Origin of the sequence: Pseudomonas reinekei, assembly GCF_001945365.1 — a bacterium.
Classification (GTDB): Bacteria; Pseudomonadota; Gammaproteobacteria; order Pseudomonadales; family Pseudomonadaceae; genus Aquipseudomonas; species Aquipseudomonas reinekei.
Genome location: NZ_MSTQ01000010.1, coordinates 45901 through 60634 on the forward strand (window position 1 = coordinate 45901; position 14734 = coordinate 60634).

A 14734-nucleotide genomic window follows, 5' to 3' on the forward strand; every position below is an offset into this window, starting at 1 on the left:
TCATTAGGCATGTTATATTGTTTCAATTCTAGCAATTGGAACAACATAACATGTCGTCTCGAATAAAGGCCTCCGTGGCAAGTCTTGCCCTCGGGTTGTGGGGAGCACCGGCTTTCGCCGAAGAGTCCCAAGCGTTGGAACTGGACGCCATCAGCGTCACTTCCGACTACGAGTCCCCCACCGGACCTGTCACGGGCTACCGCGCCACCCGCTCCGCCAGTGCGACCAAAACCGACACTGCCATCCGCGACATCCCGCAATCGATCAGCGTGGTCCCCGTCAGCGTGCTCAACGATCTGGGCAGCACCAGCGTTGAACGCGCGCTGGACTTTGCCGGCGGTGTTTCGAAGCAGAACAACTTCGGTGGCCTGACGCTTTACGAATACAGCGTGCGCGGCTTCACCACGTCGGAGTTCTACAAGGACGGTTTCAGCGCCAACCGTGGCTACCCCAGCACCCCGGACGTGGCGAACATCGAGCGCATCGAAGTGCTCAAAGGCCCCGCCGCCAGCCTGTACGGCCGAGGGGACCCGGGTGGCACGGTGAATATCGTCACCAAGAAACCTCAGCCCGAAGCCTTCGCGACGCTGAACACCAGCGCGGGCAGTTGGGATCGCTACCGCACCGCGGTGGGCGTCAACACGCCACTGGATGACCAAGGCAACGTGCTGTCGCGGGTCAACCTGGCCGTCGAGAACAGCCACAGCTTCCGCGATCACGTCGACAGCCAGCGAGTGTTTGTCGCGCCCTCGTTCAGCTGGCAACTCAATCCGGACACCAGCCTGTTGGTGGAAAGCGAGTTCGTTCGCCACAGCTCGACGTTTGATCGCGGCATCGTCGCCCCGAACAACACCTGGAGCGGGGTCTCCCGTTCGACCTTCCTCGGTGAACCCGACGATGGCGACATCGACAACCACAACAACATGCTGCAAGCAGCCCTGGAACATCAGCTCAGCGACAGCTGGAAGTTGCGCCTGGCCAGCCATTACAAGGAAGGCAAACTCTGGGGCTTCGCGTCAGAGTCGCGACCACTGAATGCCGATGGCCACACCGTCAACCGCCGCTATCGCGAGCGTGACAACAATTGGCACGACAGCATTACCCAACTGGAACTGCGCGGCTTTTTCGACACCGGCAGTTTGCAGCACGAACTGTTGATCGGCAGCGAATACGAGAACTATCGCAAGAACGAACGGGTGACGACGATTGCCGGCAGCCCCTACGCCATCGACATCTACCAACCGGTCTACGGCCAGCCAAAACCCAACGGCGCACGCTCTGGCACGGACTTCTTCGAACATGTCGAAAGCCATGCACTGAACCTGCAGGACCAGATCATCTTCACCGACAAGTTGCGGGGCATGCTCGGTGTGCGCTTTGAACATTTCGAGCAAAGCATCGACGATCACACCCGTAGCGCCACCAGCAATCAGCGTCACGACGCGCTGACCCAGCGGGCCGGTTTGCTGTATCAACTGACCCCTGAAGTCGGCCTGTTTGCCAACGCCTCGACCTCGTTCAAGCCAAACAATGGCCTGGACGCGGCCGGTAAATCCTTCGATCCGGAAGAAGGCATCGGCTACGAAATCGGCATCAAGAGCGAGCTGTTCGACGACCGTTTGAGCAGCACCCTCGCCGCATTCCATATCGAGAAAGAAAACGTCCTCGCCCTCGACCCGGGCACGGACACCAGCCGGGCCATGGGCAAGGCACGCAGCCAGGGCTTCGATCTGCAAGTCACCGGGCAAGTCACCGACGCTGTGCGGGTGATCGGCGCTTTCGCCTATATCGACGCTGAGGTCACTGAAGGCGACAAGGTCATTCCCGCTGGCAGCCGCATTCTCGGCGTGGCCAAACGCAGTGGCAGCCTGTTGGGTGTGTATGAGTTCCAGGACGGTCGACTGCGTGGTTCGGACCTTGGCGCCGCGTTCACTTACGTCGGCGATCGCTCGGGCGAAGCCGGCAGCGACTTTGAATTACCGGCCTATCACACCGTCGACCTGCTGGCCCATTACAAGGCCAGCGACAACATCACGGTGGGCCTGAACCTGAACAACATTTTCGACGAGAAATACTTCGAGCGCTCCTACAGCAACTACTGGGTCAACCCCGGTGAGCCGCGCAATTTCACTCTCAGCCTGACACTCACTCTATAAAAGGACGTCCCCATGCACCCACTCAAACCCCTGGCACTGCTCGGCTTGCTGTTTGCCACTGAGGTCTCGGCCCACGGCCTGTGGACCGAACAACGTCGCGGCAACATTGAGGTCATTTACGGACACGGCGCCGAAGACAATGCCTTCAAGGCGCAAAAAATCAGCGGCGCCTGGGCCTATGACATCAGTGGAAAAATGATCCCGGTGACCGTGCAGCGCCTGCCCGACCACGCACGCCTGCAACCGCTCAAACCACCCGCCGTGATGGCGGTGGCGCTGGACAATGGCATGTGGTCGCAGACTGCCGACAAGAAGTGGATCAACGAAGGACGCAGCAAAGTGCCGGGAGCGATCGAGGCGACCCAGACGTTCAAGTACAGCCTGGCGATTTATCAGCCCGGGGCCAAGTTGCCCAAGCTGGACCAGATAAAGTTGCTGATTCTGCCTGAGGTCGATCCGCTGACCGTAGGGCCGGGCAAGTCGCTGCCAGTCCAGGTGTTACTGGATGGCAAACCCGCTGCGGGCGTGAAGCTGGTGGGTGACTATCGGAGCGCACCGAATACCCTGAGCACCGAAACCGATGCAAACGGCAGGGCGCAAGTACTGGTTCGCAACGAAGGCTTGAACGTGATTTCGGCGCAGGTGGAAGTGCCGGTGAAGGACAGCGTTGATGTGAACAGTCGCGGGCTGTTCAGCTCGCTGACATTCCTGGGCGAGCCGCATCACGAGTAAGCCACACCACAAAACCATGTGGGAGCGAGCCTGCTCGCGATAGCGGTATGACATCCAGCAAAGATGTTGAATGTCAGATCCCATCGCCAGCAAGCCGGCTCCTGCAGGTCAGCGGTGGTTTAGAGATCGCCGAGGCCGTCGATCAGTGCCTGATTTTGCTCTGGCGTACCGATGGAAATCCGCAGGAACTGCGCAATCCGCTCCTGCTTGAAGTGCCGCACGATCACGCCTTGCTCACGCAATTTCGCCGCCAGCCCTGCCGCATCGTGCCGAGGGTGACGGACAAAAATGAAGTTAGCCGCCGATGGCAGTACTTCAAAGCCCTTATCCTCCAACTGCGCGACGACCTTCTCGCGATTCTCGATCACCAAACGGCAAGTCTTGTCGAAATACTCTCGGTCCTCGAATGCCGCCGCCGCGCCGACATTCGCCATGCGATCCAGCGGATAGGAGTTGAAGCTGTTCTTGATCCGCTCCAGCGCCTCGATCAGGTCCGGATGGCCGACCGCCAGCCCCACCCGCAGCCCCGCCAGCGAACGGGACTTGGACAACGTCTGGGTCACCAGCAGGTTGGGATAACGGTCCACCAGCGTAATGGCGGTTTCGCCGCCGAAGTCGATGTAGGCCTCATCGACCACCACCACCGAATCCGGGCTCGCCTTGAGAATCTGCTCGACCGCTTCCAGTGCCAGCAGGCAACCGGTCGGCGCGTTCGGGTTAGGGAAGATGATCCCGCCGTTCGGTTTGGCGTAGTCCGCCGGGTTGATCTGGAACTGCTCGTCCAGCGGCACCGCGTCGAACTTGATGCCGTACAACCCGCAATAGACCGGGTAGAAGCTGTAGCTGATGTCCGGGAACAGCAGCGGCTGATCGTGCTGCAGCAGACCGTGGAAGATGTGCGCCAGCACTTCATCGGAACCGTTGCCGAGGAACACCTGGTTGCTCGGCACGCCGTAGTACTTGGCGACGGCGTTCTTCAGCAGATCGCTGTTCGGGTCCGGGTACAGGCGCAGGTTGTCGTTCAGCTCGGCCTGCATCGCCGCCAAGGCTTTGGGCGATGGACCGTACGGGTTTTCGTTGGTGTTGAGCTTCACCAGTTTCGCCAGTTTTGGCTGTTCGCCCGGCACGTAAGGCACCAGATTCTTGACGAACGGGCTCCAGAATTTACTCATGTTCAGTTCCCCTTTTGTTCGTCAACGATGCGGTATTCAGCGCTACGGGCGTGGGCGGTCAGCGACTCGCCACGGGCCAGCACGGAAGCGGTTTTGCCCAGCTCGGAAGCACCCTGCTCGGAGCAGAAGATGATCGACGAACGCTTCTGGAAGTCATACACACCCAGCGGCGACGAGAAGCGCGCAGTGCCGGAAGTCGGCAATACGTGGTTCGGGCCGGCACAGTAATCGCCCAGGGCTTCGGACGTGTGGCGTCCCATGAAGATCGCCCCGGCGTGACGGATCTGCGGCAACCAGGCTTGCGGGTCGGCGACCGACAATTCCAGGTGCTCCGGCGCGATGCGGTTGGCGACTTCGATGGCTTGCTCCATGTCGCGCACCTTAATCAGCGCACCACGGCCATTGATCGAGGTTTCGATGATGGCGGCGCGCTCCATGGTTGGCATCAGCTTGCTGATGCTGGCAGCGACCTTGTCGAGGAATTCGGCGTCCGGGCTCACCAGAATCGCTTGGGCGTCTTCGTCGTGCTCGGCCTGGGAGAACAGGTCCATGGCGATCCAGTCCGGATCGGTCAGGCCGTCGCACACCACGAGAATTTCCGACGGACCGGCGATCATGTCGATACCGACCTGGCCAAATACGTGGCGCTTGGCGGTGGCGACATAGATGTTGCCCGGGCCGACCACTTTATCGACCTTCGGCACGCTTTCGGTGCCATAGGCCAACGCCGCCACGGCCTGAGCACCGCCGATGGTGAACACCCGGTCCACACCGGCGATGCAGGCAGCGGCCAGCACCAGCTCGTTGATTTCACCGCGCGGGGTTGGCACCACCATGACCACTTCGGTCACGCCAGCCACCTTGGCCGGAATGGCGTTCATCAGTACCGACGACGGGTAGGACGCCTTACCGCCCGGTACATACAGGCCGGCGCGATCCAGTGGCGTGACTTTCTGGCCCAGCACGGTGCCGTCGGCCTCGGTGTAGCTCCAGGAATCCTGCTTCTGCTTTTCGTGGTAGCTGCGCACACGGGCCGCGGCGATTTCCAGCGCTTCGCGCTGGGCCACGGAGATGCGGGTCAGCGCCAGTTCCAGACGCTCACGCGGCAGGATCAGGTCGGCCATGGACTTGACGTCCAATCCATCGAACTGGCGGGTGAAGTCCACCAGCGCCGCGTCGCCACGCTCACGCACAGCCTTGATGATGTCCAGCACCCGCTGATTGACCGAGTCGTCAGACACACTTTCCCAGCTCAGCAGATGATCCAGGTGATGCGCGAAATCCGGATCAGCAGCGTTGAGTCGGCGAATTGCAGTCGGTGCGGTCATAGCGAGAGCCTCATAGGATTGGCAAAAAACTCAGGCGCCCTAACTTAGCAGTCGTTTCCGCTTGGGCACCTGAGAATTCTGGCTATGAGGCGGATAGACGGGCGCGCCTTGCGGGCGCGCAGGTGAATCAGCCGCGGTGTCGAGACTCCACTGCCTTGCGCAGGGTGTCGATCAACGCCTGGATACGGGCGTGCTGCATTTTCATCGAAGCTTTGTTGACGATCAGTCGGGAGCTGATGGCAGCAATGAAATCCTGTGGCTCGAGGCCGTTGGCCCGCAGCGTGTTACCGGTGTCGACCACGTCGATGATCTTGTCGGCCAGGCCGATCAACGGTGCCAGCTCCATCGAGCCGTAGAGCTTGATGATGTCGACCTGACGGCCCTGTTCGGCGTAGTAACGCTTGGCGACGTTGACGAACTTGGTGGCGATGCGCAGTCGGCCCTTGGGCTCGGCCGCGCCGACCTTGCCGGCCGTCATCAGCTTGCATTGGGCAATTTGCAGGTCCAGCGGCTCGTACAAGCCCTGGCCACCGTATTCCATCAGCACGTCTTTACCGGCGACACCGAGGTCGGCGGCACCATGCTCGACATACGTCGGCACGTCGGTGGCACGCACGATCAGCAGGCGTACATCTTCCTGGGTCGTGGGAATGATCAGCTTGCGGCTCTTGTCCGGATTCTCGGTCGGCACGATGCCCGCTTCAGCCAGAAGCGGCAGGGTGTCGTCAAGGATGCGGCCCTTGGACAGTGCGATGGTCAACATGGGAAACGTCAGTCCTTATCAAGGTACTCATGCCCGGTCGCAAACGGCGCCGGACACACATCGAGCCGGAAACCGGCTCGACTTCAACAATTCAACGGGCACGTCCCTGTGCCCATGCAGCAGCCACTAGCCCGGAACGCGACGGATCTTGGCGCCCAGCATCTGCAGTTTCTCTTCGATGCACTCGTAACCACGGTCGATGTGGTAGATGCGGTCGATCAGGGTGTCGCCTTCGGCGATCAGCGCCGAGATCACCAGGCTGGCCGAAGCGCGCAGGTCGGTGGCCATGACTGGCGCGCCCTTGAGCTTTTCGGTACCGGTGACGATGGCGGTGTTGCCTTCGACCTGGATCTTGGCGCCCATGCGATGCAGTTCGTAAACGTGCATGAAGCGGTTTTCGAAGATCGTCTCGATCACGGCACCGGTGCCTTCGGCAATGGCGTTGAGGGAGATGAACTGCGCCTGCATGTCGGTCGGGAACGCCGGGTACGGAGCGGTCCGCACGTTGACGGCTTTCGGCCGCTTGCCGTGCATGTTCAGCTCGATCCAGTCGTCGCCGCAGGTGATTTCAGCACCCGCTTCACGCAGTTTCTCCAGGACGGCTTCGAGGATGGTCGGATCAGTGTCCTTGACCTTCACACGACCGCCGGTCACGGCAGCAGCCACCAGGTAGGTACCGGTTTCGATACGGTCCGGCATCACCTTGTAGGTGGTGGTGTGCAGACGCTCGACGCCATCGATGGTGATGGTGTCGGTACCGGCGCCGGACACCTTGGCACCCATGGCGTTCAGGAAGTTCGCCAGGTCGACGACTTCAGGCTCACGCGCGGCGTTGGCCAGAACGCTGCGGCCCTTGGCCAGGGCAGCGGCCATCATGATGTTTTCGGTACCGGTCACGCTGACGGTGTCGAAGAAGAAATGCGCACCGCGCAGGCCGCCTTCAGGCGCCTTGGCCTTGATGTAGCCGCCTTCGACGTCGATGATCGCGCCCATGGCTTCCAGGCCACGGATGTGCAGGTCAACCGGACGCGAGCCGATGGCGCATCCGCCAGGCAGGGCGACTTCGGCTTCGCCGAAACGGGCGACCATCGGACCCAGCACCAGGATCGAAGCACGCATGGTTTTCACCAGTTCGTACGGAGCGATCAAGGTTTTGATGGTGCGCGGATCGATTTCAACGGCCAGCTTCTCGTCGATCACCGGCTCGATGCCCATGCGACCGAACAGCTCGATCATGGTGGTGATGTCGTGCAGGTGCGGCAGGTTGGCAACGGTTACCGGGCCGTCACACAGCAGCGTGGCTGCCAGGATCGGCAGGGCAGAGTTCTTTGCCCCGGAGATGCGGATTTCGCCGTCAAGACGAGCACCGCCAGTAATAATCAATTTATCCATAAGAATCTCGACGCCCTTGGGCTCAGGTGCGCTCGGCCCAGGCCGCGCTGCTGAAAAATTTCATAGTGACCGCATGGATGCTGCCATCGGTGATCCATGGGTTCAAATGGGCATAGATCTGCTGCTGACGCTTCACCGGGCTCAACGCCGCCAGTTCATCGCTAATCACGTTCAGCTGGAAATTGCAGCCTTCGCCCTCAACTTCTACCAACGTTCCGGGCAGCTTTCCTTCCAGGAAGCTCTTCACTTCTACGGCCTGCATGCTCAACCTCAATCGGCGCCTTGTGCGCGCGGGTCGGACATCATACAAAAAAGCCCCGCACCTGCGAACCCCGCGGAGCAGGACTCTGACGGGGGGCTTCTTTATAGATGCGGGTTAGGGATGCGCCAACAGCTCGGTCAGCTCACTGACCTGAGCGATTTCACGCATGTCTTCTGGCATTGCGCGGATGCTCAGCGCCTTGCCGGCAGCCTGTGCGTCACGCATGAAGCACAGCAGCAGCGACAAACCGACGCTGCTGGACTTCTCAACCGCCGAACAATCGACCACCACTGACGCCGCCTTGCAGGCCTTGATCAGCGCCTGACCTTGCTTGCGCAGGCCAGGACCGGTGCGGTAGTCCAGCACGCCGCTGAGCCGCAACTCGCCGGCTTCGTCCATCCGGACTGCCGACTCACTCATTGAGTTTGCTTCTCGGAGGACTGGTTGGCGGTTTCCTTGGCCTTGGCGACTTCCCCGGCCCAACCATTGATGGTCTTGTCCAGATCGTTGCCATTGCGCTGCATCGCATCCGCGAACTGATCGCGGAACAGCTTGCCAATGTTGATGCCGTTGATGATGACGTTACGCAGCTTCCACTCGCCACCGACCTTTTCCAGGGTGTAGGACACTGGGTAGACCGCGCCATTGCTGCCCTTGACCGTCATGCCGACGCTGGTGCGATCGCCGGATTCATCTTTGGCCGGATCAACAGTGATGCCCTGGTTGTTGTACTCGAGCAAGGCATTGCCATAGAACTGGAACAGACCTTTTTTGAAGTTTTCCTCAAAAGTCTTCATCTGCTCAGGCGTGGCCTTGCGCGAATACTTGACGGTCATGATGCTTTTGGAAATGCCCTCGGCATCCACGACCGGGCCGACAATGCTGTTCAGCGCCTGGTAAAAGTCTTGCGGGTCCTGCTTGTACTTTTCTCTGTTGGCCGCCAGATCGGCCAGCAACCGGTTGGTGGTGTCCTGTACCAGTTCGTGCGCGGAAGTAGGCGCCGCCACGGCGTTAGCCATCAACGGCAGCGCCGCGAGTAATACCAACAGGCCACGTCGCAAGATAGAGATCATTCAAAAATTCCTCATTTGGCGTCTTTGCTAACGGTATTGAGCAGGAACTTGCCGATCAGGTCCTCGAGTACCAGCGATGACTGGGTGTCATGGATGGTTCCGCCATCCTTGAGCAGGGCTTCTTCGCCGCCCACGCTGATACCGATGTACTTCTCGCCCAACAGGCCAGCGGTCAGGATAGAGGCAGTGGAGTCAGCCGGCAGGTTATCTACGCGTTTCTCCAGCTGCATGGTCACTCGACCGGTGAAACTGTCGCGATCCAGATCAATCGCTGTGACCTTGCCGATGGTGACACCGGCCATGGTCACTTTAGCTCTGACCGTCAAACCGGCGATATTGTCGAAATACGCATAAAGTTTATAGGTGTCGGTGCTCGGGCTCGGCGACAGGCCACTGACCCGCAACGCCAGCAGCAACAAAGCCAGGATGCCAGCCAGCAAGAAAAGGCCGACACCGATTTCCAGGGTGCGGTTTTGCATCAGAAATCTCCAAACATCAAGGCGGTCAGAATAAAGTCCAGGCCGAGCACTGCCAAAGAGGCATACACCACGGTCTTGGTAGTGGCACGACTGATACCCTCGGAAGTGGGCTCGCAGTCATAGCCCTGGAATACGGCGATCCAGGTCACAACGAAGGCAAATACGATGCTTTTGATGATGCCATTGAGCACATCGTCAGCGAAGGTCACGCTGTTCTGCATGTTCGACCAGTAGGAGCCTTCGTAGACACCCAGCCAGTCGACGGCCACCCACGAACCGCCCCAGATACCCACCACGCTGAAAATCATCGCCAGCACCGGCAGGGAAATGAAGCCGGCCCAAAGGCGCGGGGCAATGATGTACTTGAGCGGGTCGACACCGATCATTTCCAGGCTGGAAAGCTGTTCGGTGGACTTCATGTTGCCGATTTCGGCAGTCAGCGCCGAACCGGCACGCCCGGCGAACAGCAACGCTGTCACCACTGGCCCCAGCTCACGCAACAGCGTCAGCGCCACCATCTGCCCCACCGCCTGCTCCGAGCCGTAGCTGGACAGGATGTTGAAGCCTTGCAGCGCCAGCACCATCCCGATGAACACCCCGGAGACCACAATGATCACCAGGGACATCACGCCCACCGAATGCAGTTGCTTGACCAGCAGGCCGAAACCGCCGCCGATGCCGCCACGGCCCAGTAATGCGTGAAACAGGAACAGCGTCGAGCGCCCGAACACCGCCAGCATATCGATGCCGGCGTGGCCGAAGCGGCGCACTCGTTCTAATAGTGAAATCTTGCGCATCAACGCTTCCCCAGAAGATCTGCGCGGTAATCCGTCGCTGGAAAGTGGTACGCGACCGGACCATCGGGCTCGCCGGTCATGAATTGACGGATGCGCGGGTCGTCCGAGTTCATCAGCTCGTCCGGCGTGCCCTGCCCCAACACCTGCCCGTCGCCCACCACATAGATGTAGTCGGCAATGCTCGCGGTTTCGGCCAGGTCGTGGGAAACCACGATGCTGGTGATGCCCAAGGCATCGTTGAGCAGGCGGATCAGGCGCACCAGTACGCCCATGGCGATGGGGTCCTGGCCAACAAAGGGCTCGTCATACATGAGAATTTGCGGATCGAGCGCAATCGCCCGCGCCAACGCGACACGACGCTTCATGCCACCGGACAGTTCGTCGGGCATCAGGTCGATGGCGCCGCGCAAACCCACGGCCTGCAATTTGAGCAGAACGATATCCCGGATCATTTCTTCCGGCAGTTCGGTGTGAACGCGCAGAGGAAAAGCCACGTTCTCGAACACGTCGAGATCGGTAAACAGTGCGCCACTCTGAAACAATACGCCCATATGCTTGCGGGCATCGAACAGATCGCTGCGCGATAGCGTCGGCAGATTCTGCCCATTGACCCAGACTTCGCCGCTGGAGGGACGCAACTGCGCGCCCATCAACCGCAAAAGCGTGGTCTTGCCACACCCGGAAGGTCCCATGATGCCGGTGACCTTGCCGCGGGGAATACGGATATCGACGTTATTGAAAATGCTGCGCGCACCGCGCTTGAAGGTCAGTCCCTTCAGCTCGACCGCGTAGGCGTTATCGGCACTCATCTAAACTCCTTGCGATGCAGCCTCACACTCGGACGCCTGACTTCCTGACGAAAGCACATGCCTCCCGGGCGGGCCGAACTGGCGGCGAACTATATCACTGCAATGGTCACGCGCCCAAGGCCAAAGCCGGACCATATTCGGCCATATGAAGGCCATGAACCGACATTTAGACGGATTAAGTAACAAGGAATGACAATGCGCGACGAACTTGCGTGAGGGTTTCGATCATAACCGCTATAATCGCCGCCTTTTCATCAGGCTAAACGATTTCTGACATGAGCCAATCCAGCGACCTGATTCAATCCGCCCAACGCACCATCCGCCTCGAAGTGGAAGCCGTACAAGGCTTGCTGACACAAATCGACGCGGATTTCGTACGCGCCTGCGAGATGATTCTGGCCAGCAAAGGCCGCGTAGTCGTGGTCGGCATGGGCAAGTCGGGGCACATCGGCAACAAGATCGCCGCTACCCTGGCCAGCACCGGCACCACGGCGTTTTTCGTCCACCCGGCTGAAGCCAGCCACGGCGACATGGGCATGATCACCCGTGACGACATCATCCTGGCGCTGTCGAACTCCGGCTCCACCCACGAAATCGTCACCCTGCTGCCACTGATCAAGCGCCTGGGCATCCAGCTGATCAGCATGACCGGCAATCCTGAGTCGCCGCTGTCCAAGGCCGCCGAGGTCAACCTGAATGTCCACGTCGAGCACGAAGCCTGCCCGCTGAACCTGGCACCGACTTCATCGACGACCGCTGCACTGGTCATGGGCGATGCCCTGGCCGTCGCGTTGCTCGAAGCCCGTGGTTTTACCGCTGAAGATTTTGCGTTTTCGCACCCGGGCGGTGCCCTCGGCCGTCGCCTGCTGCTGAAAGTGGAAAACGTCATGCACGCCGGGCAAGAGTTGCCGCAAGTCCAGCGCGGCACCCTGCTCAAGGATGCGCTGATGGAAATGACCCGCAAGGGCCTGGGCATGACGGTGATCCTCGAAACCAATGGCAAACTGGCCGGGATTTTTACCGACGGTGATTTGCGCCGCACCCTGGACCGCAGCATCGACATCCATAGCGTCACGATCGATCAGGTCATGACCGCCCACGGCAAGACCGCCCGCGCCGAGATGCTCGCCGCCGAGGCCCTGAAAATCATGGAAGATCACAAGATAAACGCACTGGTGGTGATCGATAGCGAAGACCGTCCGGTCGGCGCCTTGAACATGCACGATTTGTTGCGTGCGGGGGTAATGTAATGAGCACTGACCTGCTGCAACGCGGCAAAGCGATCAAACTGGCGGTTTTCGATGTCGACGGCGTCCTCACCGACGGGCGCCTGTATTTCCTTGAAGACGGCAGCGAATTCAAGACTTTCAACACCCTCGACGGCCAGGGCATCAAAATGCTGATGAACGCCGGCGTGCAGACCGCCATCATCAGCGGCCGCAAGACCCCGGTGGTTGAGCGCAGGGCGAAGAATCTCGGCATACCGCACCTGTTCCAGGGCCGCGAAGACAAAATGGTCGTTCTCGACGGTCTTCTGGAGCAACTAGGCTTAAGCTATGAACAGGTCGCCTACCTCGGTGACGACCTGCCGGATTTGCCGGTGATTCGCCGTGTCGGACTGGGCATGGCCGTGGCCAACGCTGCCAGCTTCGTGCGCGAACACGCCCACGGCGTCACCCAGGCCCGCGGCGGCGAAGGTGCCGCCCGGGAATTCTGCGAACTGATCCTGCGCGCCCAGGGCCGCCTCGATGCGGCTAACGCCGCGTACCTGTGAGCCAAAAATGCTGAGTAAAAAGATTCGCAACATACTGGTGTTCGGCTGCATCACGGCGATTTTCGCCGCGGTCGGCTACTGGAACATCAGCCCGGAACGTTTTCTCGACAAGCCGGTTGTGCAGGCCGATAACGCCGCAATCGACTACTACGCCATCAACGCCCACAGCGTGCAGTATCTGCCCGACGGCAAGTTGCAGTATGAAATGACCTCGGACAAGGTCGAGCACCTGAAGGCGACCGAAGTGACGCTGCTGACCAACCCGGACCTGAACATGTTCCGCGGCACGCAGTTTCCGTGGCACGTCCAGAGCGAAAAGGGTGAGGTCAATCCCGACGGCACCCAGGTCGAACTGATCGACTCGGTACGCATCACGCGTTTCGACGAGAAAAACCGCAGAACCCTGATCACCACCACTCGTATGACGGTGTTCCCGCAGCAGCAATATGCGCAGACCGAGCAACCCGTTAGAATTGACGGCGCTGGCGGTGTATCGACTGGCAAGGGAATGAAAGCGTATTTGAAAGAAAGCAGGATACACCTGCTATCGAACGTAAGAGGACAGTATGAGGCTCGTTAAAACCCTCCCTATTTTGCTCGGTCTGGGCGCAGCACTGGGAAGCGTGAGCGCCTGGGCTCTGCCGACCGATCAGCAGCAGCCTATCCGCATTCAGGCCGACGATGCCCAACTGGACGACAAGAATGGCGTTGCCACCTACACGGGCGATGTAATCATTACCCAAGGGTCGATGAAAGTGACCGGCAATAAAGTCACCATGACCCGCGCTCCGAATGGCGACATCGACGTGGTGACTTCGGTGGGCAACCTGGCCTACTTCGAACAATTGCAAACGGCGGGCGACACCAAGCCGGTGCAGGGCTATGGCGTCACCATTCAGTACCACGCCACGCAAGACCGCGTCGTGCTGATCGACCGCGCCAAAGTCATCGACAAGGACGGCAACGTGACCCAGGGCGAAAAAATCGTCTATGACACCAACAAGAAGCTCGCCAGCGCCGGCCGCGCCACAGGCACCAACGTGACCGAGTCGCGTCCGCGCATCGACATGGTGATCCAGCCGAAAAAGAAAACCGACGAGCAAAAGGCCCAGTAATGGCAACTCTGAAAGCTCAGCATCTGGCCAAGAGCTACAAGAGCCGCCAGGTCGTGCGCGACGTCAGCCTGTCCATCGACAGCGGTCAGATCGTCGGCCTGCTCGGCCCCAACGGCGCCGGCAAGACCACTTGCTTCTACATGATCGTCGGACTGGTACAGGCCGATCAGGGTCGCGTATTGATCGACGACCTCGACGTCAGCCACCAGCCTATGCACGGGCGCGCGAAGGCCGGTATCGGCTATCTTCCGCAAGAAGCGTCGATCTTCCGCAAACTCTCGGTAGCCGACAACATCATGGCGATCCTCGAGACCCGCAAGGAACTCGACAAGGCCGGCCGTCGCAAGGAACTGGAAAGCCTGCTGCAGGAATTCCACATCAGCCACATCCGCGACAACCTCGGCATGAGCCTGTCTGGCGGTGAGCGCCGCCGCGTGGAAATTGCCCGGGCACTGGCCACCAACCCGAAATTCATCCTCCTCGACGAACCTTTCGCCGGTGTGGACCCGATTTCGGTAGGCGACATCAAACAGATCATCCATCACCTCAAGGCCAAAGGCATTGGCGTGCTGATCACCGACCACAACGTCCGTGAAACCCTGGATATCTGTGAGACCGCCTACATCGTCAACGACGGCCAACTGATCGCTGAAGGCGACGCCGAGACCATCCTGGCCAACGATCTGGTCAAGGAAGTGTATCTGGGCCACGAGTTCCGCCTGTAAGCGCTGAAGTCGCGACGGCGGCACAGTTCGCGACAAACAGTAAAAATCAACAGGTTTTTATTGTTACTGCGCTCTAGGCAAACACTTCAGTTTCAGGCATATAATTTGCTTATGTTTGGCGCTTCGGCGCCCTGTAGTGGATGGCGCATGTGCGCCG

The 14734-nt window shown here is 59.9% G+C and carries 17 protein-coding genes; 7 read left to right on the plus strand and 10 right to left on the minus strand.

The genetic code is table 11. From position 1 onward, the window contains the following. Positions 1 to 50: 50 nt before the first annotated feature. Together BVK86_RS17480 and BVK86_RS17485 are read left to right on the plus strand one after the other, a co-directional pair. Positions 51 to 2156 (plus strand): TonB-dependent siderophore receptor, encoded by a 2106-nt coding sequence (locus BVK86_RS17480; RefSeq protein WP_075947606.1) that lies wholly within the window; start codon positions 51 to 53, stop codon positions 2154 to 2156. Between the two features lie 12 nt (positions 2157 to 2168). Further along, positions 2169 to 2888, plus strand: a complete 720-nt coding sequence (locus BVK86_RS17485; RefSeq protein ID WP_075947607.1) for a DUF4198 domain-containing protein — start codon at positions 2169 to 2171, stop codon at positions 2886 to 2888. Between the two features lie 119 nt (positions 2889 to 3007). Here the strand turns inward: BVK86_RS17485 and hisC are convergent, their stop codons facing one another. From hisC to BVK86_RS17535, 10 genes are all read right to left on the minus strand, one after another. Further along, positions 3008 to 4060 (minus strand): histidinol-phosphate transaminase, encoded by a 1053-nt coding sequence (hisC, locus tag BVK86_RS17490; RefSeq protein ID WP_075947608.1) that lies wholly within the window; start codon positions 4058 to 4060, stop codon positions 3008 to 3010. A gap of 2 nt (positions 4061 to 4062) precedes the next feature. Beyond that, on the minus strand, positions 4063 to 5388 hold the full coding sequence (hisD, locus tag BVK86_RS17495; protein ID WP_075947609.1) for a histidinol dehydrogenase: 1326 nt from the start codon (positions 5386 to 5388) through the stop codon (positions 4063 to 4065). A gap of 127 nt (positions 5389 to 5515) precedes the next feature. After that, positions 5516 to 6151 (minus strand): ATP phosphoribosyltransferase, encoded by a 636-nt coding sequence (hisG, locus tag BVK86_RS17500; protein WP_046820541.1) that lies wholly within the window; start codon positions 6149 to 6151, stop codon positions 5516 to 5518. A gap of 126 nt (positions 6152 to 6277) precedes the next feature. Beyond that, positions 6278 to 7543: a UDP-N-acetylglucosamine 1-carboxyvinyltransferase gene (gene murA, locus BVK86_RS17505; protein WP_075947610.1), complete on the minus strand. Its 1266-nt coding sequence runs from the start codon at positions 7541 to 7543 to the stop codon at positions 6278 to 6280. 22 nt (positions 7544 to 7565) lie between these two features. Next, positions 7566 to 7805, minus strand: coding sequence for a BolA family protein (locus tag BVK86_RS17510; protein WP_007912386.1), 240 nt, complete (start codon positions 7803 to 7805; stop codon positions 7566 to 7568). Between the two features lie 114 nt (positions 7806 to 7919). After that, the gene (locus BVK86_RS17515; protein WP_075947611.1) at positions 7920 to 8225 is read right to left on the minus strand and encodes an STAS domain-containing protein; all 306 of its coding nucleotides are present in this window, start codon (positions 8223 to 8225) and stop codon (positions 7920 to 7922) included. Further along, positions 8222 to 8878, minus strand: coding sequence for an MlaC/ttg2D family ABC transporter substrate-binding protein (locus tag BVK86_RS17520; RefSeq protein ID WP_075947612.1), 657 nt, complete (start codon positions 8876 to 8878; stop codon positions 8222 to 8224). Before BVK86_RS17520 ends, BVK86_RS17515 begins: the two co-directional genes overlap by 4 nt. Positions 8879 to 8889: 11 nt before the next feature. After that, positions 8890 to 9357 carry an outer membrane lipid asymmetry maintenance protein MlaD gene (gene mlaD, locus BVK86_RS17525; RefSeq protein ID WP_046026814.1) on the minus strand — a complete coding sequence of 156 codons (468 nt, stop codon included), beginning with the start codon at positions 9355 to 9357 and terminating at the stop codon, positions 8890 to 8892. Beyond that, positions 9357 to 10154 (minus strand): lipid asymmetry maintenance ABC transporter permease subunit MlaE, encoded by a 798-nt coding sequence (gene mlaE / locus BVK86_RS17530; protein WP_075947613.1) that lies wholly within the window; start codon positions 10152 to 10154, stop codon positions 9357 to 9359. The genes mlaD and mlaE overlap by 1 nt, the downstream gene beginning before the upstream one ends. Continuing rightward, positions 10154 to 10963, minus strand: a complete 810-nt coding sequence (locus BVK86_RS17535; RefSeq protein ID WP_075947614.1) for an ATP-binding cassette domain-containing protein — start codon at positions 10961 to 10963, stop codon at positions 10154 to 10156. Before BVK86_RS17535 ends, mlaE begins: the two co-directional genes overlap by 1 nt. Positions 10964 to 11238: 275 nt before the next feature. On the opposite strand from BVK86_RS17535, the gene BVK86_RS17540 reads away from it, so the two are divergent. Genes BVK86_RS17540 through lptB form a run of 5 tightly spaced genes read left to right on the plus strand, consistent with a single transcriptional unit; the run spans position 11239 to position 14577 of the window. Then, positions 11239 to 12213, plus strand: a complete 975-nt coding sequence (locus BVK86_RS17540; RefSeq protein ID WP_075947615.1) for a KpsF/GutQ family sugar-phosphate isomerase — start codon at positions 11239 to 11241, stop codon at positions 12211 to 12213. Then, positions 12213 to 12737: a KdsC family phosphatase gene (locus BVK86_RS17545; RefSeq protein ID WP_075947616.1), complete on the plus strand. Its 525-nt coding sequence runs from the start codon at positions 12213 to 12215 to the stop codon at positions 12735 to 12737. Before BVK86_RS17540 ends, BVK86_RS17545 begins: the two co-directional genes overlap by 1 nt. Before the next feature lie 7 nt (positions 12738 to 12744). Beyond that, positions 12745 to 13317, plus strand: coding sequence for an LPS export ABC transporter periplasmic protein LptC (lptC, locus tag BVK86_RS17550; RefSeq protein ID WP_075947617.1), 573 nt, complete (start codon positions 12745 to 12747; stop codon positions 13315 to 13317). Further along, on the plus strand, positions 13304 to 13852 hold the full coding sequence (gene lptA, locus BVK86_RS17555) for a lipopolysaccharide transport periplasmic protein LptA (protein ID WP_075947618.1): 549 nt from the start codon (positions 13304 to 13306) through the stop codon (positions 13850 to 13852). The genes lptC and lptA overlap by 14 nt, the downstream gene beginning before the upstream one ends. Further along, a complete protein-coding gene (lptB, locus tag BVK86_RS17560; protein ID WP_008054366.1) occupies positions 13852 to 14577 on the plus strand; it encodes an LPS export ABC transporter ATP-binding protein in 726 nt (241 codons plus the stop codon). The genes lptA and lptB overlap by 1 nt, the downstream gene beginning before the upstream one ends. Positions 14578 to 14734: the final 157 nt, after the last annotated feature.